The sequence below is a fragment of the Citrobacter sp. wls826 genome, assembly GCF_005281245.1.
GTDB classification, from domain to species: Bacteria; Pseudomonadota; Gammaproteobacteria; order Enterobacterales; family Enterobacteriaceae; genus Citrobacter; species Citrobacter braakii.
On sequence record NZ_SZWS01000018.1, the window covers coordinates 301,839 to 321,461 of the forward strand.

At 50.6% G+C, this 19,623-nt stretch carries 17 protein-coding genes and 1 pseudogene; 10 read left to right on the top strand and 8 right to left on the bottom strand.

Features of this window, described 5'->3' with window-relative positions; genetic code table 11:
- Positions 1-68 (top strand): annotated as a pseudogene (gene torD / locus FDW87_RS21720) (molecular chaperone TorD); the annotation flags it as partial.
- A gap of 240 nt (positions 69-308) precedes the next feature.
- Here torD and uspF read toward each other — a convergent pair.
- The gene (gene uspF / locus FDW87_RS04120; protein ID WP_003021923.1) at positions 309-737 is read right to left on the bottom strand and encodes a universal stress protein UspF; all 429 of its coding nucleotides are present in this window, start codon (positions 735-737) and stop codon (positions 309-311) included.
- Between the two features lie 528 nt (positions 738-1,265).
- Here uspF and FDW87_RS04125 point away from each other — a divergent pair.
- Both FDW87_RS04125 and FDW87_RS04130 read left to right on the top strand, forming a co-directional pair.
- Positions 1,266-2,360, top strand: a complete 1,095-nt coding sequence (locus tag FDW87_RS04125; protein ID WP_016155916.1) for a NapC/NirT family cytochrome c — start codon at positions 1,266-1,268, stop codon at positions 2,358-2,360.
- 20 nt (positions 2,361-2,380) lie between these two features.
- Positions 2,381-4,825, top strand: coding sequence for a trimethylamine-N-oxide reductase 2 (locus FDW87_RS04130; RefSeq protein ID WP_016152143.1), 2,445 nt, complete (start codon positions 2,381-2,383; stop codon positions 4,823-4,825).
- Positions 4,826-4,894: 69 nt separating this feature from the next.
- Here FDW87_RS04130 and FDW87_RS04135 read toward each other — a convergent pair whose 3' ends face one another.
- The 6 genes from FDW87_RS04135 to cusR form a co-directional block, all read right to left on the bottom strand.
- The gene (locus FDW87_RS04135; protein ID WP_049042944.1) at positions 4,895-5,698 is read right to left on the bottom strand and encodes an MBL fold metallo-hydrolase; all 804 of its coding nucleotides are present in this window, start codon (positions 5,696-5,698) and stop codon (positions 4,895-4,897) included.
- 80 nt (positions 5,699-5,778) lie between these two features.
- Positions 5,779-6,030 carry a membrane lipoprotein lipid attachment site-containing protein gene (locus FDW87_RS04140; protein WP_016155920.1) on the bottom strand — a complete coding sequence of 84 codons (252 nt, stop codon included), beginning with the start codon at positions 6,028-6,030 and terminating at the stop codon, positions 5,779-5,781.
- Positions 6,031-6,044: 14 nt separating this feature from the next.
- Positions 6,045-6,548, bottom strand: a complete 504-nt coding sequence (locus FDW87_RS04145) for a hypothetical protein (RefSeq protein WP_137379474.1) — start codon at positions 6,546-6,548, stop codon at positions 6,045-6,047.
- 369 nt (positions 6,549-6,917) lie between these two features.
- Entirely contained in the window at positions 6,918-7,244 is a 327-nt protein-coding gene (locus FDW87_RS04150) for a hypothetical protein (protein ID WP_049271324.1), read from the bottom strand.
- A 246-nt stretch (positions 7,245-7,490) separates the two neighbouring features.
- Positions 7,491-8,942 (bottom strand): Cu(+)/Ag(+) sensor histidine kinase, encoded by a 1,452-nt coding sequence (locus tag FDW87_RS04155; protein WP_016155923.1) that lies wholly within the window; start codon positions 8,940-8,942, stop codon positions 7,491-7,493.
- Positions 8,932-9,615, bottom strand: a complete 684-nt coding sequence (gene cusR / locus FDW87_RS04160; protein ID WP_016152149.1) for a copper response regulator transcription factor CusR — start codon at positions 9,613-9,615, stop codon at positions 8,932-8,934. The genes FDW87_RS04155 and cusR overlap by 11 nt, the downstream gene beginning before the upstream one ends.
- A gap of 195 nt (positions 9,616-9,810) precedes the next feature.
- On the opposite strand from cusR, the gene FDW87_RS04165 reads away from it, so the two are divergent.
- From FDW87_RS04165 to FDW87_RS04180, 4 genes are all read left to right on the top strand, one after another.
- Positions 9,811-11,193, top strand: coding sequence for an efflux transporter outer membrane subunit (locus FDW87_RS04165; RefSeq protein WP_016155924.1), 1,383 nt, complete (start codon positions 9,811-9,813; stop codon positions 11,191-11,193).
- 32 nt (positions 11,194-11,225) lie between these two features.
- Positions 11,226-11,573: a cation efflux system protein CusF gene (gene cusF, locus FDW87_RS04170; RefSeq protein WP_016155925.1), complete on the top strand. Its 348-nt coding sequence runs from the start codon at positions 11,226-11,228 to the stop codon at positions 11,571-11,573.
- 76 nt (positions 11,574-11,649) lie between these two features.
- On the top strand, positions 11,650-12,942 hold the full coding sequence (locus FDW87_RS04175) for an efflux RND transporter periplasmic adaptor subunit (RefSeq protein ID WP_016155926.1): 1,293 nt from the start codon (positions 11,650-11,652) through the stop codon (positions 12,940-12,942).
- A gap of 11 nt (positions 12,943-12,953) precedes the next feature.
- On the top strand, positions 12,954-16,097 hold the full coding sequence (locus FDW87_RS04180; protein ID WP_016152153.1) for a CusA/CzcA family heavy metal efflux RND transporter: 3,144 nt from the start codon (positions 12,954-12,956) through the stop codon (positions 16,095-16,097).
- Between the two features lie 51 nt (positions 16,098-16,148).
- Here the strand turns inward: FDW87_RS04180 and rclR are convergent, their stop codons facing one another.
- The gene (gene rclR, locus FDW87_RS04185; protein WP_137379475.1) at positions 16,149-17,003 is read right to left on the bottom strand and encodes a reactive chlorine-specific transcriptional regulator RclR; all 855 of its coding nucleotides are present in this window, start codon (positions 17,001-17,003) and stop codon (positions 16,149-16,151) included.
- Between the two features lie 235 nt (positions 17,004-17,238).
- Here rclR and rclA point away from each other — a divergent pair, with 235 nt between their 5' ends.
- The 3 genes from rclA to rclC all read left to right on the top strand — a co-directional run bounded on the left by rclA (position 17,239) and on the right by rclC (position 19,537).
- A complete protein-coding gene (rclA, locus tag FDW87_RS04190; protein WP_137379476.1) occupies positions 17,239-18,564 on the top strand; it encodes a reactive chlorine resistance oxidoreductase RclA in 1,326 nt (441 codons plus the stop codon).
- Between the two features lie 164 nt (positions 18,565-18,728).
- Complete coding sequence (gene rclB, locus FDW87_RS04195; RefSeq protein ID WP_029139445.1) at positions 18,729-18,965, top strand: reactive chlorine resistance periplasmic protein RclB; 237 nt, start codon at positions 18,729-18,731, stop codon at positions 18,963-18,965.
- Between the two features lie 11 nt (positions 18,966-18,976).
- Complete coding sequence (rclC, locus tag FDW87_RS04200; RefSeq protein ID WP_016152157.1) at positions 18,977-19,537, top strand: reactive chlorine resistance membrane protein RclC; 561 nt, start codon at positions 18,977-18,979, stop codon at positions 19,535-19,537.
- Positions 19,538-19,623 lie beyond the last annotated feature (86 nt).

The following is a 19,623-nucleotide window of genomic DNA, read 5'->3' on the forward strand; positions in this document are numbered from 1 at the left end:
ACTTTGGTTTCTACGGTGCGCTGAGTCAGCTGTTGCTGGCACTGGTCAGGCTGGATATTCAGAACTGAGTGATGACCTAAGCCACAGAACACCGGGAATACATTTGCTCTAATGCTTGTCATTTTAACGAAAATGAATGGCCGTAATGAGTAACTGAGAGTGGGACATCCGGAGGCAATGAATCTGTTGCCTCCGGTATATTGCTACATTTACCGCTGAGGTGAACGCAACCCTGAGCAAGAATCACATGTTCTCAAGAATGCTTAACTTATAAACGTTAGTGTAAATTCTCCCCCATTTTAGCCCTATCACCGCACAACCAGTACGGGACATTTTGCATGGCGTACTACGGCAGCCGCCGTTGAACCCAGCAGATAAGTGCTAAAACCAGGCTTATGTGAGGCAATAACAATAAGCTCAGCGTCTACCGCCTCCGCCAGTTTGAGGATCTGATCCTTCGGCGGGCCGTAAACGACGTGAGTCTGACTCCTGCCTGCAGGAATATTGAACTGCTTAATAATCTCTTCGAGTTTTTCGCTGGCCTTGGCCTGCAGACCGCTTCTGTCCGGGAATTCTGTTGAGTAAGCCAGCCCCAGCGAGGCATAGAACGGAACGGTAGGAATAACGGCTAAAAAGTGGACCTTAGCGGTTTTGGCATGCGCCTGGACCTGTGGAACAACATGGCGGGTTAAATCGGTTTCAGAGATATCAATGGGTACCAGAATTGAGCGATACATATTCACTACCTCCTGTTTGTTTACCTCTACCCAGAGTGTAGCGAAAATCGAATTTGTATAATAAGTGACCAGATCAAGGTTGCATGCATAAATGCGCGTCAATGATAGCTGTGTGTCACAAGTCTTGTCGTGAATGTATATCTGAGCACAACCACAAGAGGGGGATCTTCATTAATACGTGTTATCACGTAATAGAAAAGGGTTCGTTTTTATGTTTTTTCATTGTATATTTTGTTATATAGCGACTATTGCCAAGGGCATAATTTTAATGCCATTCAGCACTCATCAAACTTTTATTCTGACGTTTTCATGATTAATGGTTAATTAAACCTTGGATTTGGTTTAATTCTCTGAATTTAAAAAGGTATTTTATATTTAATTTCGTTCGTATTAATTATGCGAGCGCCTTCAAACTTACCCACATGCTGATTCTCATTTCCCTCTGCGTTTGATGAATATCAATAAGTAACCGCGTTAGGGTAATTATTGTCTACCTATTAAAGGGTATTCGTCTTGTGGGAATAAAAGATGAGAAAAATAAATAAAACCATCCTCGGGACGATGCTGCTGTGCATTGTTCTTGGTGCTGTTATCGTTTTGGCAGGGCAATGGACGTTGCACAAAACCTCAAGCACGGAATTCTGTTTATCGTGCCATACGATGCAGGCACCGTATGAGGAATATACCGGTTCGGTTCACTTTCAGAATCAGAAAGGTATTCGTGCAGAGTGTGCTGATTGTCATATCCCCCAGGGCGGTCTGGATTATCTGGTGGCTAAACTGCGGGCCTCAAAAGATGTTTATCATCAGTTCATAACCAAAAAAATCGATACCCCAGAAAAATTTGAAGAACACCGTCTGGAGATGGCGCAAACCGTCTGGGCACAGCTAAAAGCGAGCGATTCTGCGACCTGCCGTAGCTGTCACAGCATGGACGCGATGGATCTTGCCGCACAAAGCGCGGAGGCCCAGAAAATGCACAAAATGGGCATTGAGGAAAAGCAAACCTGTATTGATTGCCACAAAGGCGTCGCCCATTTCCCACCTGAAATAAAAATGGATGACAGCGCGCTCAAAGGGCTTGAAGCGCAGTCAGCCTCCACCCCTGCTTCGGCAACAGAGCTTTATGCCGTAAGCAACACTGCGCTGGGCGATTTGGGAACCGTTTACCCGGCAACAAAAATGCAGGTTCTGAAAACAACGGACAATACGCGACAGGTCGAGATTCGCGGTAGCCAGATGCAGGGAAATGAACAGGTCATTTACTACGCGGCAGGACAGCGTTTGATTCTTGCCAGCCTGAGTGAAAAAGGTCAGCAATCGCTGAAGATCCTCTCCGACTGGAAAAAAGATGATTACGGCAATGTGTGGCGAGATGTCGTGCTGCAGGGTGAATGGAGCGGTTCCGCTCTCGCCAGCCGTGAACCGATGTGGGATTACGCGCGCAAACTCGACAATGTGTACTGCGCGGGCTGCCATGCGCCAATTCCGGCGAATCATTTCACGCTCAACGCCTGGCCTTCAGTAGCAAAAGGGATGGGAGCTCGCACCAATATCAGTGAAAACGAACTGGATATCCTGAGCCGTTACTTCCAGTACAACGCTAAAGACATGAACAAATAAGCGATAAATCAGGAGAAATCATGAAACTCACAAGACGTGACTTTATTAAGACGGCCGGCGCGGCAACCGGGACAATGGCGATTTCTTCGGTGATCCCAATGCCGGCCTGGGCCGAAGGCCAAAATGGCGGAGCGATTCTGACGGCAGCGCGTTGGGGCGCGGTATACGTGGAAGTAAAAGATGGCAAAGTGGTTTCCTCAAAAGGCGCGTTGCCTAAAACGGTGCCGAACTCGTTACAGCAAACCGCGCCGGATCAGGTCCATACCAATATCCGCGTAAAATATCCGATGGTGCGCAAAAGCTATCTGGAAAACCCGGGTAATGCGGATGGTAAACGTGGAAGCGATCCTTTCGTGCGGGTTAGCTGGGAGCAGGCACTGAAACTGATACACGAGCAGCATAGCCGGATCCGTAGCAGCTATGGCCCAGCGTCGATATTTGCTGGTTCTTATGGCTGGCGCTCTAGCGGCGTTCTGCATAAAGCGCAAACCTTACTGCAACGCTATATGAGCATGGCCGGTGGTTACGCAGGTCATACCGGAGATTATTCAACCGGTGCCGCGCAGGTGATCATGCCTTACGTTGTGGGATCGGTTGAAGTCTATGAGCAGCAAACCACCTGGCCGATGGTGCTTGAGCACAGTCAGGTCGTGGTGCTGTGGGGGATGAACCCGCTCAATACCCTCAAGATTGCCTGGAGCAGCACGGATGAACAGGGGATTGAATACTTTAATCTGCTGAAGAAATCAGGGAAAAGCGTCATCGCCATCGATCCGATGCGTTCCGAAACCATTGAGTTCTTTGGTGATAATGCGACCTGGATTGCGCCACATATGGGGACCGATGTGGCGATGATGTTAGGGATCGCCCATACGCTGGTGAAGAAAAATCTCCATGACAAAGCCTTCCTGGAAAAATACACCACTGGATATCCGCAGTTTGAAGAGTATTTGCTCGGCAAGAGCGACAAAATAGAGAAAACCGCCGAGTGGGCTTCCGGCGTGTGCGGCGTGCCTGCTGAGCAACTGGAGAAGCTGGCGGAAATTTTCTCCAGCAATAAAACCATGCTCATGGCGGGTTGGGGGATTCAGCGCCAGCAATACGGTGAGCAAAAACACTGGATGCTGGTGACTCTGGCGGCGATGCTGGGGCAAATTGGTACCGAAGGCGGTGGTTTCGGGTTCTCTTATCACTATTCCAACGGCGGTAACCCAACGCGTACCGGGGGAGTATTGCCAGCCATCTCCGCCCAAATTGAGGGTGGGTCATCTGCGGGGAACGACTGGGCGGTTTCCGATGCGGTGATCAGCCTGCCGGTAGCGCGAATTGTCGAAGCGCTGGAAAATCCAGGCGGCAAATATCAGCATAACGGTAAAGAGCAAACCTTCCCGGATATCAAAATGATCTGGTGGGCGGGCGGCGCTAACTTTACCCATCATCAGGATACTAACCGTCTAATCAAAGCCTGGCAGAAGCCTGAACTGGTTGTCATCTCTGAGTGCTACTGGACCGCAGCGGCCAAACATGCCGATATAGTCCTGCCGATCACCACGTCGTTTGAGCGCAACGATCTGACCATGACCGGTGATTACAGTAACCAACATCTGGTACCGATGAAGCAGGTCATTGAGCCGCAGTTTGAAGCACGCAGTGATTTTGACGTATTTGCCGATCTGGCGGAGATGCTCAAGCCTGGCGGTAAGGCGGTCTACACCGAGGGCAAAGATGAAATGGCGTGGCTGAAGCAGTTCTATGATGCCGCGCAAAAAGCCGCCCGCGCCCAGCGTATCGCCATGCCTCAGTTCAACGCGTTTTGGCAGCAAAACAAACTGATCGAAATGCGTGAGAATGAAAAGAATAACAAATATGTACGCTACGCGGATTTCCGCAGCGATCCAGTGATGAATGCGCTTGGAACGCCGAGCGGTAAGATAGAAATCTACTCAAAAACGATTGAAGGCTATCAATACAAAGATTGTCCGCCGCATGCGTCATGGATTGAACCCGATGAATGGAAAGGAACTGCGGATAAAGATCAACTGCAGCTACTGACGGCGCACCCGGCACATCGTCTGCATAGTCAGTTGAACTACGCTTCGCTGCGCAAAGAGTACGCGATTGCCAATCGTGAGCCGGTAACGATTCACCCGGATGATGCGAAAGCCAGAGGTATTGCCGAGGGCGATCTGGTACGCGTATGGAACGCGCGTGGACAGGTGCTGGTGGGGGCACACATCAGTGACGGTATCAAACCGGGAATCATCTGTATCCATGAAGGCGCATGGCCAGATATTGAGAACGGTATCTGCAAAAATGGCGGCGCGAACGTGCTGACGGCGGATATCCCAACCTCAAGGCTGGCGAATGGCTGTGCGGGGAATACCAGCCTGGTATACGCAGAGAAATTCACCGGCGAAGCGCCAAAACTCACCGTCTTTGATGAGCCAGCAATCGTCACTCTGTAATGATGGTTGAAAAGCGGGGGCCGTAAGGCTCCCGCTTTTTATTGCTGGTATGGCAATGTCTTATCGCCCTTACTCTGCCAGCACAATCACATCTCCCGTTGCCGGGGCGCCAGTTCCCGGTAGCCACAATCGACCCCACGAACCGGTGCAATGACAGCCGAGTAGTTTTTCTGGCTGTTGTTGCTTAATAAATTGTCGGGTTCGCCATAGCTTAGCGGGGGAGGCAGTGCGTAAATGGAACCCACCGACGAGGGCGTAAATTTGGTTAACGCCGGTGATGTTTTGGCAATGGCGTACGATATTCTCTATTCCCCGATGCCCGCATCCGGTAATGATGACTAACCCGCGATCAGATTTATAGATCAATACGCCTTCGTCGCTGATGTAATCCGGTTGAGGTGTTTTCTCGCTAATAACGCCATAGGCCTGTGGAGTGGCGACACTAATTTCCCCGGACCACAAAAATCGATCGCTGATCGCCAACGGTTCACGGGTGTATTCCATGATTAGTCGAGAGTAGTCGTTATCACGCGAGAGTTTTTTTATTTTTCTTGGCGTTCCCGCCAGGGTTATTGAGGCGTACCGTTCGCAGGCTATTTGGGGATGGCAAATGATACGACTGTTATTCGCCAGCCACGGCACGCCGCCACAGTGATCGTAATGGCCGTGCGAAAGAACCACGGCGGTCAATTGCGTCAGGTCTACGCCCATTTGCGCGGCGTTAAGTATGAAGCTGTCGTCCGGGCCGGTATCAAATAGTATGGTGGTGGTTTCATCCTGAACTAACAGACTTAATCCAGGCTTTGCCCGTAAGGATTTATCTGCGCTCGCAGCGCGCCTGTTTTCAAGCAATACCGTGAGGGTTAATGCCATGCCTGACTCCAGTATTAAAACGGCATACTGTAATACATGACCGTTGAGAGCGCTGTGATCGCAGCGCTCTTTGTGCTGACTTAGCGGTGATAGTAATGGCCGTCATCATCAGAGTGATGGTGACGATGCCGCCACGCATGCTGGTTCTCCCTTTGCTCGCGCTCCTGGCGTTCATGCTCTTTATCACGGTTGGCTTCACGGTTTTTGTGATTAGCGATCGCCGTGGCAACTGCTGCGGCCCCAATACCAGCAGCGGCTGCAGAAAGATAAGGATGTTCGGCACAGCCCGACAGACTAGCCATAATAACCAACGTGGAAATCAGTTTTTTCATTGTGGCGGTATCCGTCACTCGCGCACAATTTTGCCAGCATTCCCGGCATCGCTGTCATTCCAGCTACCGCGACCATTCGTTTTAATGGTGTAAGTGGCATAGCCGACACGGAAGGTCATCGTATCCTGATAGGTATTTACGTCACGCACTTCATTACCATTGACGTACACGCTGGAACCCTCGACGTGAATATCAACGCTGCGTTGACCATTGGCAAATTTGGCTACGTAATTTCCGCTGAATTTGCCGTAAATATCGGCATTATCGTGGTTATCCCGGTCAGCGGTATTTTGCTGCTCTTCACCATGATGATGACGGCTCTGCTGGCTGTTGCCGTTCTCAATAAAGCCATGATCGCGGTTCCACTGATAGGATTTATTGATATCGCAGCCATTGAGTTCACTCATTTGCGTACAACCTGAATGTTCATACTTTTTCTGCATTGCCGGGGTAATTGCGCATGCCGTTGTGGCCGTTGTCAGGCCGAGGACAAAGAGGGTCAGCAGACGTTTTTTCATTTTTTTGCTCACTATCATCATTAAGTTTATTTATAGGAATACGAACTGTTCGAATGTCATGTTTACGACGACGGCAGTCTCCCATTAAATATTAATGACGCATACCAGGGGGAATCCTAATTTATATTAATGGTGAGAGTGTGGGGGCTGTAATATGCAACATTACAGGCAGGTGAATTACGTATTTTATACAAGTAAGATAAAACGCTTAATTATATTTACTTTTTAATGAAGTGTTTAAAGAAATATTAATATTGACATTAATGGCAGGAACGCAGGCTTGTAAATGTACAGGCCTGCGTGGCATATTTTGTCCGCAATATTCATACATAGTGTATTGATGGACATTTTATTCAACACAGGACAACGTTACCCTTGCGCGGGGATCTGTGCACGGTGCTGCCTGGCCTGAACCTCATGAGCATATGAATGACCGTTATTCACTGACTGATGAACGACCATCGCTTTTTCATGTTTATTCATTTGTGAAAAGGGGCGTGCCTGGGATGGCGTTGACGTTGAATTATTCGTCTGTGTGACGTGTTCTTGCGCCATTTGTTGATGTGCAGGGGCACTGCGGTTATTCATCATTTCATGGGCTGCTGCGGCCTGCTGATGCATTTTGGGTGTGTCTGCCGCATTAACGCCAGCTGAAATAAAAAACGCGATAGCGAAAAAAGAGGATATCTTATTCATCATATTTCTCCTGTTTGGGTTTACGGAAGAAATTATAATTGATGAGGGCTGTCAGCGGCGTGACAGGACTATGACGGTTATGTCAGAGAATCGGTGATGATATATATCGTTCATACTTCAAGCTGCATATGCGCTGGCTGCGCTCGTTCACCCCAGTCATTTACTTAAGTAAGTGACCGGGGATTACCTCTCTTGCCACCTTCCTGCAACTCGAATTGTTTAAGGTATAAACGCCATTACCATAAATTACATCGCATGCTTGGGCAGCGTCAGAATAAATCGGGTGGCAAGCTGATCGGATGTCACCGAGACTTTCCCCTGATGGGCGATAACAATCGATTTCACAATCGCCAGGCCAATACCGCTGCCTTCGCCTTTACGCTGTCGCGAAGGGTCAACCCGATAAAACCGATCAAATAGCCGCGATAGATGCTGTGGGGGAATGGGGGGGCCGGGATTTTCCACGACTATCTGGACCAGGCCATCCGCCTCTTTCACCCGCACGGTTACCGACTCGCCTTTTGGCGTGTAGCGCATGGCATTTGAAAGCAGATTACTCATTGCCCGGCGTAGCATTAACGGATCGCCTGAAACCCAGCATGCGCGTCCTTCAAAACGTAAGCCAACCTCGCGCTCTTCTGCCCAGGCTTCGAAAAAATCGAACACTTTACCAACCTCATCGGCCAGATTAAGCGCTGTCTTTTCCGGGATAAGCTGATTGTTGTCTGCCTGCGCCAGAAACAGCATGTCGCTTACCATTTTCGACATACGACCAAACTCTTCAAGATTGGAATACAGCACGTCTTCCAGCTCTTTTTGGCTACGGGTTTGGCTGAGCGCAATTTCCGTTTGTGTGACCAGGTTGGTTATTGGCGTGCGGATCTCATGGGCAATATCCGCCGAGAAGTTCGACTGACGTTTAAATACATCCTCAATGCGTTCGATCATGTGATTAAACGAACTTACCAGTTGTTCCAGTTCAATAGGGACCGCTTGCGGATCGAGGCGCACATCAAGATCTTTTGAGGTGATATTTTGGATGCGCCGACTGACATTACGGATCGGTTCATGGCCTTTATACACAGCGAACAGCACGATAAATACAATCATCATGCTAATCAGCGATGCCGTCATAATCAGTTTGTTTTTCAGGTCGTTAATATAGTGCAGATGAAAATCGATCGATAACGCCAGATACAGCGTATACGCCGCTTTTCCATCAGTCAGCTTTCCTACCGGCAGGCGAATCATTCGCCAGTTAGACGACGTTTTTTGTCCGTGAATATGTTTGGCCGTTTGCAGTGTTGGGCCGGATATAATAAAAACATCGCTGGCATGGGCATTTTTATCCGGTCTTGCGCTGGCGATAAATTGCCGGAGATCCGGCGCATTTGGCGAATGAAAAATGGCTTTCTGCTTACTGTCTTCCAGAGAAATAATGACGTTCGAGTAGCCCTCAACCACGTTTTTTAGCGTTTCCAGGCGGCGTGATTCTGGCTCGTTGGGTTGGTTAATAATCCGCTCCAGCGTGGCGCTGATCTCTTGTAAATCATTGATGTCCTGCTCGGCGAAATGGACCTTCACGGAGTGGATCATTATCCATGCAAAGGCGAAAAATGAAGCGATCGTCGCCAGACTGATAAAAAAGGTCAGTCGTGTCGCCAGCGAAAAAGGGCGCCGCCATCGTTTACTGGGCATCAGGAACCTCAAGCATATATCCCACGCCGCGTACGGTCTGAATCAGTTTCGGCTCAAAATCGTTATCAATTTTGGCGCGCAGACGCTTAACGGCGACGTCGATGGCATTGGTATCGCTGTCAAAATTCATATCCCAAACCTGGGAGGCGATCAGCGAGCGGGGTAAAACTTCCCCTTGATGACGAAGGAAAAACTCAAGCAGCGTAAACTCTTTGCTGGTCAGGGTAATACGCGTCCCGCTGCGGGTGACTTTTCTGCTGACCAGATCGACCATTAAATCCGCGACCTGAAACTGGCTTTCGACAATCACCGCCGCACCCCGGCGCAGCAGCGTTCTGACCCGCGCCAGCAGTTCGGCGAAGGCGAACGGTTTGACCAGATAATCATCAGCGCCTAATTCCAGACCCTTAACCCGATGTTCGATGGTACCCAGCGCGGTGAGGAGAAGAATGGGCATCCCTTTGTTAGCGGAACGCAGCATCCGTACGATATCCCAGCCGTTTACATCCGGCAGCATGATGTCGAGTATGAGCAGGTCGTAATCGCCGGTCATCGCCAGGTGGTACCCGTTCAGGCCGTTATCCGCTAAATCCACGACAAAACCCGCTTCCGTCAGGCCTTTCGTCAGGTATTCACCGGTTTTTTTCTCATCTTCGACTATCAACACCTTCATCGCATTCTCCTTCTCACACGGGTTGTGCGGACTTTCAATTCTAGGGAAGCGGGATCGGATAGCAATCGGTTATTGGGAAAATGACAGTTTTGTCATTTTCCTGTCACCGCTTAAACAGAGTCACTTCGTTAAAGTACAACGCTATAAATTCCTACATTTTTTAGGGCCATCAGTCCGGTCAGGACGAGAAGAACTATGAGCAAATTTAAGCTTCTTACCCTCAGCGCTGTATTCGTTCTCGCCGGTTGTTCATTGGCGCCGGACTATCAGCGTCCGACATTGCCTGTGCCGCAGCAATTCTCCTTAAGCCAGAACGCCCTGGTTTCTGCACCGGTGGGATATCAGGACACGGGCTGGCGGAGCTTCTTCGTTGACTCCCAGGTAAAGGCGCTGATTGGCGAGGCGCTGGTCAATAACCGCGATTTACGTATGGCAGTGCTAAAAGTTCAGGAAGCGAGAGCGCAATATGGCGTCACGGATGCTGACCGCTATCCGCAAATCACGGCAGGTTCCAGCGGTACTTACAGCGGCAAATTAAAAGGCGATAGCAGCACCGATCGTGAATTCGAAGCTGGACTCAATCTCAGTTTCGATCTGGACTTCTTTGGTCGGCTGAAAAATATGAGTGAAGCCGAGCGACAGAACTTCTTTGCCAGCGAAGAGGCGCGTCGGGCGGTACACATCTCATTAATCTCCAACGTATCGCAAAGTTATTTCAATCAGCGTCTGGCTTATGCACAACTGCAAATTGCCGAAGAAACGCTGCAAAACTATCAGCGTTCTTACGCTTTTGTTGAGAAGCAGTTGCTGACCGGAAGCACCAACGTGCTGGCGCTGGAACAGGCGCGGGGCGTGATTGAAAGCACGCGCAGCGAAATCGCGAAGCGTAAAGGTGAACTGGCGCAGGCGAACAACGCGCTGCAACTGTTGCTGGGTACGTACGGGAAATTACCCAACGACCAGATGCGCAGCAGCGGGGATATTAAACCAGTAACGCTGCCGCCATCGCTCTCGTCGCAAATCCTGTTGCAGCGCCCGGATATTTTGGAAGCTGAACACGGATTAATGGCGGCGAATGCCAATATCGGCGCCGCACGGGCAGCGTTTTTCCCGTCGATTACCTTGACCAGTTCGGTTTCCAGCAGCAGCAGCGATCTCTCCAGCTTATTTAATGCGACCAGCGGTATGTGGAATTTTGTCCCCAAAATAGATATTCCCATTTTTAACGCCGGACGTAATCAGTCCAATCTCGACCTCGCTGAAATTCGCCAACAGCAGTCGGTGGTGAATTACGAACAAAAAATTCAGAACGCGTTTAAAGAGGTGGCGGATGCGCTGGTGTTGCGCCAAAGCATTGCCGATCAAATTAGTGGTCAGCAGCGCTACCTGACGTCATTGCAAATCACCTTACAACGCGCCAGAGCGCTTTATCAAAATGGTGCGGTTAGCTACATCGAAGTACTGGACGCCGAACGTTCTTTATTCGCTACGCAGCAATCGCTGCTCGATCTTAATTACGCCCAACAGGTTAATGAAATTAAGCTGTTTGCTGCCTTAGGCGGCGGTTGGGTGGAGTAATCCTTAATATTAACTTTTCAGGAGCATCAAGTATGAATACTACCGCCAAAGCCGTGTTGTTTAGCTTTTTCTCTGTGGTCATGTTTAACGCTCAGGCCAATGAGCATCAGCATGGCGAGATGATGAACATGCAGCCAGCGGCCCAACAGGAAGACGTCATTAGCGCCACCGGGGTGATTGAAGCTATTGATAAAGAAAGTAAAAAAATCACGATCAAGCATGATCCCATTGCCGCGGTGAACTGGCCTGCCATGACGATGCGTTTTACGCGGGTTGCCGACACCAAGGCTGACGATATTAAACCCGGCGATAAGGTTGCGTTTACGTTTGTTCAGCAGGGAAATCTCTCTGTGTTACGCGATATTCACATCAGTAAATAACGTTCTCGCTGGTCTCTTTTATTCTTGCCCGGATTCTTCGAAATGCGGGTGAGACTATCGCGCAATGGAAATCACTATGGCGTCTTTAAATATTAAAAATACCGCGCTTATTCTCGCTGGCATGATTGTCGGTGGGGTTATTTCTGTCGGTATTTATACTTATTATTCATCAGCAAACGTAACGGCTGAAACCGGGCAGGCTTCGCAAAAAGAAGCCAGAAAAGTGTTGTTCTGGTATGACCCCATGTACCCGAACACGCGCTTTGATAAGCCGGGTAAATCACCGTTTATGGATATGGATCTGATCCCCAAATATGCCGATGAAGAGACCGCGAGCGCGTCAGCGCCTGGCGTGCGTATCGATCCTACTCAGACCCAAAATTTGGGTCTGAAAACAGAACCTGTGCGCCGTGGCCCGCTGCACTATGCGCAAACTTTCCCGGCTAACGTTAGCTATAACGAATACCAGTTTGTTATTGTCCAGGCCCGCTCCGCAGGCTTTATCGAAAAGGTTTACCCGCTAACCGTGGGCGACAAAATTAAGCAAGGTGCGCCGCTTATCGATCTGACGATTCCCGACTGGGTTGAGGCGCAGAGCGAATATTTGTTACTGCGGGAGACCGGCGGCAGTGCGACGCAGGTGGAAGGGATTCTGGAGAGATTACGTCTGGCCGGTATGCCGGAAGCGGATATTCAGCGCTTAAAATCGACGCGTAAAATTCAGACTCGCTTTACCCTGAAAGCCCCTATTGATGGGGTGATTACCGCATTCGATTTGCGTACCGGCATGAACATTTCCAAAGACAATGTGGTCGCGAAAATTCAGGGGATGGACCCGGTATGGGTCAGCGCGTCGGTCCCGGAATCTATCGCCTGGCTGATCAAAGACGCCTCGCAATTTACCATCACCGTGCCCGCCTGGCCGGATAAGCCTTTCACCATTAGCAAGTGGAATATCTTGCCAAGTGTCGATGCCACCACGCGTACGCTGCAGATCCGTTTGCAGGTCAATAACCCTGATGAGGCGCTCAAGCCAGGGATGAATGCTTACCTGCAACTGAAAACGCAAAGTGAACCGATGCTGCTGATCCCCTCAAAGGCGTTGATTGATACAGGCACCGAGCAACGGGTGATCACCGTCGATAACGAAGGTCGATTTGTACCGAAGCAGGTTGCGGTATTCCATGAATCTCAAGGGCTGACGGCTATCCGCTCAGGCCTGACTGAAGGTGAAAAAGTGGTGTCCAGTGGTCTGTTCCTGATTGATTCCGAGGCGAATATCTCTGGCGCACTGGACCGTATGCGCGCGCAGAACAGTGGTGCGCAAGACGCATCCGCAAAGCCAGCCCAGGCGACCCATTCACACTGAGGACATGATAAATGATTGAATGGATTATCCGCCGTTCGGTGGCAAACCGTTTTCTGGTGATGATGGGGGCGCTGTTTCTCAGTATCTGGGGAACCTGGACTATCATTAATACCCCGGTTGATGCGTTGCCCGATCTCTCTGATGTTCAGGTGATCGTCAAAACCAGCTATCCAGGGCAGGCACCGCAAATCGTTGAAAATCAGGTGACTTACCCGCTGACCACCACCATGCTGTCGGTACCGGGCGCGAAGACCGTGCGTGGTTTCTCGCAGTTTGGTGATTCCTATGTGTACGTCATTTTCGAAGATGGCACCGATCCTTACTGGGCGCGCTCGCGCGTACTGGAGTATCTCAACCAGGTTCAGGGGAAATTACCGGCAGGGGTCAGTGCGGAGATGGGACCGGACGCCACGGGCGTCGGCTGGATCTTTGAATATGCGCTGGTCGATCGCAGCGGTAAACACGATCTGGCAGAGTTACGTACTCTTCAGGACTGGTTTTTAAAGTATGAGTTAAAAACGATTCCGAACGTGGCAGAGGTGGCCTCGGTAGGCGGCGTGGTTAAACAGTACCAGGTTGTTATCGACCCGATGAAGCTGACGCAATATGGCATCAGCCTGGCGGAAGTGAAATCTGCACTGGATACGTCGAATCAGGAGGCGGGCGGCTCGTCTGTAGAGATGGCTGAAGCGGAATATATGGTCCGCGCCAGTGGGTATCTACAAACGCTTGATGACTTCAATAATATCGTCCTGAAAACAGGGGCCGACGGTGTACCTGTTTACCTGCGCGATGTCGCGCGTGTGCAAATTGGGCCAGAAATGCGCCGTGGGATCGCCGAACTGAATGGTGAAGGCGAAGTGGCGGGCGGGGTGGTAATTCTGCGTTCCGGTAAAAATGCGCGTGAAGTGATCTCCGCCGTCAAAGCCAAACTCGACACGCTGAAAAGCAGCCTGCCGGAAGGCGTTGAGGTAGTTACAACATACGATCGCAGTCAGCTCATCGATCGCGCTATTGATAACCTGAGCTATAAGCTGCTGGAAGAGTTTATCGTTGTTGCGCTGGTGTGTGCGCTGTTCCTGTGGCATCTGCGTTCGGCGCTGGTAGCGATTATTTCCCTGCCGCTGGGACTGTGTATCGCGTTTATCGTGATGCATTTCCAGGGGCTGAACGCCAATATCATGTCGCTTGGGGGCATTGCCATTGCCGTCGGGGCGATGGTCGATGCCGCGATCGTGATGATTGAAAACGCCCATAAGCGGCTCGAAGAGTGGGGACATCAGCATCCGGATGAAAAACTGGATAACGCAACGCGCTGGAAGGTTATTACCGATGCCTCGGTAGAGGTCGGCCCGGCATTGTTCATCAGCTTGCTGATTATCACCCTGTCGTTTATCCCTATTTTCACGCTCGAGGGGCAAGAGGGGCGACTGTTCGGCCCGCTGGCGTTCACGAAAACGTATGCCATGGCAGGCGCGGCGTTTCTGGCTATTGTCGTCATTCCGATCCTGATGGGGTTCTGGATCCGTGGCAAAATACCGGCGGAAAGCAGTAACCCGCTTAACCGTTTCCTGATCCGTATTTATCATCCGTTGTTGTTGAAGGTGCTGCATTGGCCTAAAACCACCCTGCTGGTGGCGGTGCTTTCGATACTGACGGTTATCTACCCGCTGAATAAAGTCGGTGGTGAATTCCTGCCGCAGATTAACGAAGGCGATCTACTGTATATGCCTTCAACCCTGCCGGGAATTTCGGCGGCGCAGGCGGCGGATATGCTGCAAAAAACCGACAAGCTGATCATGACCGTTCCGGAAGTGGCTCGTGTGTTTGGTAAAACCGGTAAGGCGGAAACCGCAACGGATTCCGCGCCGCTGGAAATGGTCGAAACAACGATCCAACTGAAGCCGCAGGATCAGTGGCGTCCGGGGATGACGATGGACAAAATCATCGCCGAACTCGACAAAACCGTGCGCTTGCCAGGGCTGGCGAATCTGTGGGTTCCGCCTATTCGTAACCGTATCGACATGCTTTCTACCGGCATCAAAAGCCCGATTGGGATAAAGGTGTCAGGTAACGTTCTGGCTGATATCGACGCCACGGCGGAACAAATCGAAGAGGTAGCCAGAACCGTGCCGGGCGTCGCTTCGGCGCTGGCTGAGCGGCTGGTGGGCGGGCGCTATATTAATGTGGACATTAATCGGGAGAAAGCAGCCCGCTACGGTATGACCGTTGGCGCGGTACAGTTGTTTGTCACCTCCGCGGTAGGAGGCGCGATGGTGGGCGAAACGGTGGAAGGGATTGCACGTTATCCGATTAACCTTCGCTATGCGCAGAGCTATCGTGATAGCCCGGAAGCGCTGCGTAATCTGCCTATTCTGACGCCCATGAAGCAGCAAATCACGCTGGCTGATGTTGCAGATGTGACAGTGGTTTCTGGTCCGTCGATGTTGAAAACCGAAGATGCGCGACCCACCAGTTGGATTTATATCGACGCCCGCGACCGTGACATGGTTTCGGTGGTGAACGATCTGAAAAAAGCGATCGCTGAAAACGTGCAGTTAAAGCCGGGGACCAGCGTGGCGTTTTCCGGGCAGTTCGAGCTGCTTGAACGCGCCAGCCATAAGCTCAAACTGATGGTGCCGATGACGCTGATGATTATCTTTGTCCTGCTTTATCTGGCTTTCCGTCGCTTTGGTGAAGCGCTGCTGATTATCACCAGCGTGCCCTTTGCGCTGGTAGGGGGGATCTGGTTTCTCTACTGGATGGGGTTCCATATGTCGGTTGCGACCGGAACCGGGTTTATCGCCCTGGCCGGTGTTGCCGCGGAGTTTGGCGTAGTGATGCTGATGTACTTGCGCCATGCTATTGAAGCCGAGCCTGCGCTGGAAAATCCGCAAACCTTTACGGCGGATAAGCTGGATGAAGCGTTGTATCACGGCGCGGTGCTGCGCGTGCGTCCGAAAGCGATGACCGTGGCGGTGATTATCGCGGGCCTGTTGCCAATCTTGTGGGGGACAGGGGCGGGCTCAGAAGTGATGAGCCGCATTGCCGCGCCGATGATTGGCGGCATGATTACCGCGCCATTGCTGTCGCTGTTTATTATTCCGGCAGCTTATAAGCTGATGTGGCTGCACAGGCATCGCAGCCAAAAGTAATGCCTTGAAGCGCTCGCCTGCGTCGGTTTTGTTGCCGCAGCAGGCGGTGCGTTATGCCGCCAGCGCTTTCACGCGTTTTCGGTACTCGCCCGGCGTGCAGCCAAATCCCCGTAAAAAGACTTTGTGAAACGACGATTCGCTGGAGTAACCCACCGACTCGGCAATAACGATCAACGGCTGCGATCCGCGTGACAGCATCTGGGCGGCGAATTGCAGGCGTAGCTCGGTTAACACCGCCAGCGGCGTGGCGTTTGAGACTTCACGAAATAGCTGCGCAAAGCTGGCCCGCGACATATGGGCACGCTTTGCCAGTTCTTCGACAGTCCAGGGAAAAGCCGGTGACTCCAGCATCATGAAGACAACGGCACCCAGCCTTGGGTGCAGCAGTAAATTCAGCACATTTTTAGCGGGTGTCGGCTCGGCTAGCCACTCGCGAACGGCTAACGCGAACAGCGTAGCGCATTGCTGGCTGCAAACGATGTTGGAGCCAGGCAGATCGTTGATGTATTCCTGCTGCATCAGCGCAATCATGGCCTTCAGCCAGTGGCTAATGGGACTGTTATCTTCTGGTGCCAGTATTAATACTTCCGGAAGGGCGGTTAAAAAATAGCGTGAAGAAGCCTGCAATCGCAGGCTTCCGCAGACAATATGCGTTTGTTCTTCCCCTGTCTGGCACAGCCGATGCGCGGAGTTTTGAGGCAGAATGACTATTGTTCCAGGGCGTAACGTAGAAGACGTTCCGTCTGGCATATCCAGTTGAGCAAACCCCTGGGTTACCGTATGCCAGCGGATAACGGACAGCTCACCCGCCGCGTGCGGCAGTTGCCAGTCCCTGCTCAGCAGGCAGTTTTGATCAATCGAGCCCTGCGGGTCGTTAAGCATAAGTAATCGGCTAAGTGCATCCATAAAGACTCCTGAGCAGTTCTTGTTGATGCTTGTCGAGATGAAGTAACGCTGCTACTCATTATTTCTTAAATAAATTTATACTGTTAGTTTATTGTCTCGATGAATTGAGTGGAAGAGAGATAGTAGTTGTTTAGACGATTTGACAGTAATTTGCGCGATATGGATACATTGTTCATGCATCGTTAAACCTATACTTCAGTTCAACAAACGAACAGTGACATGGTGGAGAGACAGCATGAATCAGTATCAGGCGATTATTATCGGATTTGGCAAAGCGGGTAAAACGCTGGCGGCTACCCTGGCGAAAACGGGCTGGCGAGTGGCGATTATTGAACAGTCAAACACCATGTATGGCGGGACATGTATCAATATCGGCTGCATTCCCACCAAAACCCTGGTACACGATGCTGAACTTCAGCATGACTTTGCTGCGGCGATGCAGCGTAAGGCCTCCGTTGTCAGCTTTCTGCGTGATAAAAACTTCCATAATCTTGCCGATCTGGAAAATGTAGATGTGATTGAGGGTCGTGCTGAATTCATTGATAACCATACGGTGCGGGTCGTGCAGCCAACAGGCGCGATTGAACTAAGCGGCGAAAAGATCTTTATTAATACCGGCGCACAGGCAACGATGCCAAACGTGGCAGGGTTAATGACTACACCGGGCGTGTTTGACAGCACCGGGTTGTTAAGTTTGACGCAACGTCCAGAACGTTTGGGGATTTTGGGCGGCGGTTATATTGGTATTGAATTCGCATCAATGTTTGCCAACTTTGGCAGTAAGGTCACCATTTATGAAGCCGCCCCACTGTTTTTAGCCCGCGAAGATCGGGATATTGCCGACGCTATCGCCAACATTTTACGCGACAAAGGGGTTGAGATTATCCTCAGTGCCAGGGTACAGGCGGTTTCGTCCCATGACGGCGCGGTGCAGGTGCAAATGCCGGAAGGCGTCCAGACTGTGGATGCGCTACTGGTGGCATCAGGTCGCAAACCGGCAACTGAAAATCTGCAGTTGCAGAATGCGGGTGTGGATGTCAACGAGCGCGGTGCCATTGTGGTGAATAAATATCTGCGTACTTCGGCAGACAATATCTGGGCCATGGGCGATGTGACGGGGGGGTTACAATTTACCTATATCTCGCTGGATGATTTCCGTATTGTGCGCGACAACCTGTCAGGCGAGGGATTACGTAACACCGGCGATCGCCAAAACGTACCGTATTCTGTTTTTATGACGCCGCCGCTTTCCCGCGTGGGGATGACAGAAGAACAAGCTCGCGCCAGCGGCGCGGCGGTCCAGGTTGTCACCCTGCCTGTCGCGGCTATCCCGCGTGCACGGGTGATGAATGACACGCGTGGCGTACTTAAAGCGGTGGTAAATCGCGAAACGAAACAGATATTAGGCGTATCGCTGCTGTGCGTGGATTCTCATGAGATGATTAATATCATTAAAACCGTTATGGATGCTGGTTTACCTTACACGACATTGCGCGATCAAATATTTACTCATCCGAGCATGAGCGAATCACTGAACGATCTCTTCTCTCTTATAAAATAATAATATAGCCTGCATGATTGCCCCACCTGTGTGGGGCTTTTTTTTATCATATATAAAGAAATACTCATGAACAGTTATTCTGGCGTTATGGAGGAAATAAGATAAGCAGCAATGTTTTATTCTATTACGAGTGAAATCACTAGTTAATGGAAATAGAAATGAACATGCTTAAAACTTCATTATTGTTGACTGCTTTACTGACTGCGCCGGTGACATTTTCTGCACTGGCACAGCAGCCGGTCGAAGTAGCCCGCGTCAGCGTGTCGGCAATTGCCGCTGCACCTTCTGTTGTTGAACATGCAATCGCCAGGCTGGCGCAGGAAAAGAAGGCAACTTCCTGGAAAATTACCTCAATGCGCATTGATAGCAGCACTCACGCAACCGCAATTTTGTACAAGTGAGGAGAGTCTGAATGGAAAAGTATCTGCGTTTACTCAGCAAGGGCGATAGAATTGGATTAACATTGATTCGCCTGAGTATTGCCATTGTTTTTATCTGGATTGGCTTATTGAAATTTGTACCTTACGAAGCCGATAGTATTACGCCATTTGTTGCCAATAGTCCGGTAATGTCATTTTTTTATGAACATCCAGAAGAATATAAGCAGCATTTAACCCACGAAGGTGAGTTTAAACCGCAGGAGCGGGAATGGCAGAAGGCGAATAACACCTATACGTTCTCCAATGGTCTGGGCGTAGTCGAAGTGCTGATCGCATTGCTGGTGCTGGCTAATCCTGTTAGCCGTTGGTTGGGATTAATTGGTGGCGTACTGGCATTTGCTACTCCGATTGTGACGTTATCATTTTTAATTACCACACCGGAAGCATGGGTGATGCCACTGGGCGATTTGCACCACGGTTTTCCGTACTTGTCCGGAGCCGGGCGTCTGGTGTTGAAAGACACATTAATGCTGGCGGGAGCGGTGATGATCATCGCAGATTCATCGCGATCAATTATTAAGCAAAAGTATTGAATTTTTAACGTTGTACCCTCTGTAAGACAGTAAGCCTCTATAGTTCGATTCGGTAATTACCGGGCCAGCAGGATGCTGGCCTTTTT

Coding starts and splice junctions, on each gene's coding strand:
- rclB (WP_029139445.1), top strand. CDS start 18,729: ATGCTTAAAACTTCATTATTGTTGACTGCTTTACTGACTGCGCCGGTG.
- FDW87_RS04130 (WP_016152143.1), top strand. CDS start 2,381: ATGAAACTCACAAGACGTGACTTTATTAAGACGGCCGGCGCGGCAACC.
- FDW87_RS04165 (WP_016155924.1), top strand. CDS start 9,811: ATGAGCAAATTTAAGCTTCTTACCCTCAGCGCTGTATTCGTTCTCGCC.
- FDW87_RS04150 (WP_049271324.1), bottom strand. CDS start 7,244: ATGAATAAGATATCCTCTTTTTTCGCTATCGCGTTTTTTATTTCAGCT.
- uspF (WP_003021923.1), bottom strand. CDS start 737: ATGTATCGCTCAATTCTGGTACCCATTGATATCTCTGAAACCGATTTA.
- rclC (WP_016152157.1), top strand. CDS start 18,977: ATGGAAAAGTATCTGCGTTTACTCAGCAAGGGCGATAGAATTGGATTA.
- FDW87_RS04145 (WP_137379474.1), bottom strand. CDS start 6,548: ATGAAAAAACGTCTGCTGACCCTCTTTGTCCTCGGCCTGACAACGGCC.
- rclR (WP_137379475.1), bottom strand. CDS start 17,003: ATGGATGCACTTAGCCGATTACTTATGCTTAACGACCCGCAGGGCTCG.
- FDW87_RS04135 (WP_049042944.1), bottom strand. CDS start 5,698: ATGGCATTAACCCTCACGGTATTGCTTGAAAACAGGCGCGCTGCGAGC.
- FDW87_RS04125 (WP_016155916.1), top strand. CDS start 1,266: ATGAGAAAAATAAATAAAACCATCCTCGGGACGATGCTGCTGTGCATT.
- FDW87_RS04155 (WP_016155923.1), bottom strand. CDS start 8,942: ATGCCCAGTAAACGATGGCGGCGCCCTTTTTCGCTGGCGACACGACTG.
- rclA (WP_137379476.1), top strand. CDS start 17,239: ATGAATCAGTATCAGGCGATTATTATCGGATTTGGCAAAGCGGGTAAA.
- FDW87_RS04180 (WP_016152153.1), top strand. CDS start 12,954: ATGATTGAATGGATTATCCGCCGTTCGGTGGCAAACCGTTTTCTGGTG.
- FDW87_RS04140 (WP_016155920.1), bottom strand. CDS start 6,030: ATGAAAAAACTGATTTCCACGTTGGTTATTATGGCTAGTCTGTCGGGC.
- cusF (WP_016155925.1), top strand. CDS start 11,226: ATGAATACTACCGCCAAAGCCGTGTTGTTTAGCTTTTTCTCTGTGGTC.
- cusR (WP_016152149.1), bottom strand. CDS start 9,615: ATGAAGGTGTTGATAGTCGAAGATGAGAAAAAAACCGGTGAATACCTG.
- FDW87_RS04175 (WP_016155926.1), top strand. CDS start 11,650: ATGGCGTCTTTAAATATTAAAAATACCGCGCTTATTCTCGCTGGCATG.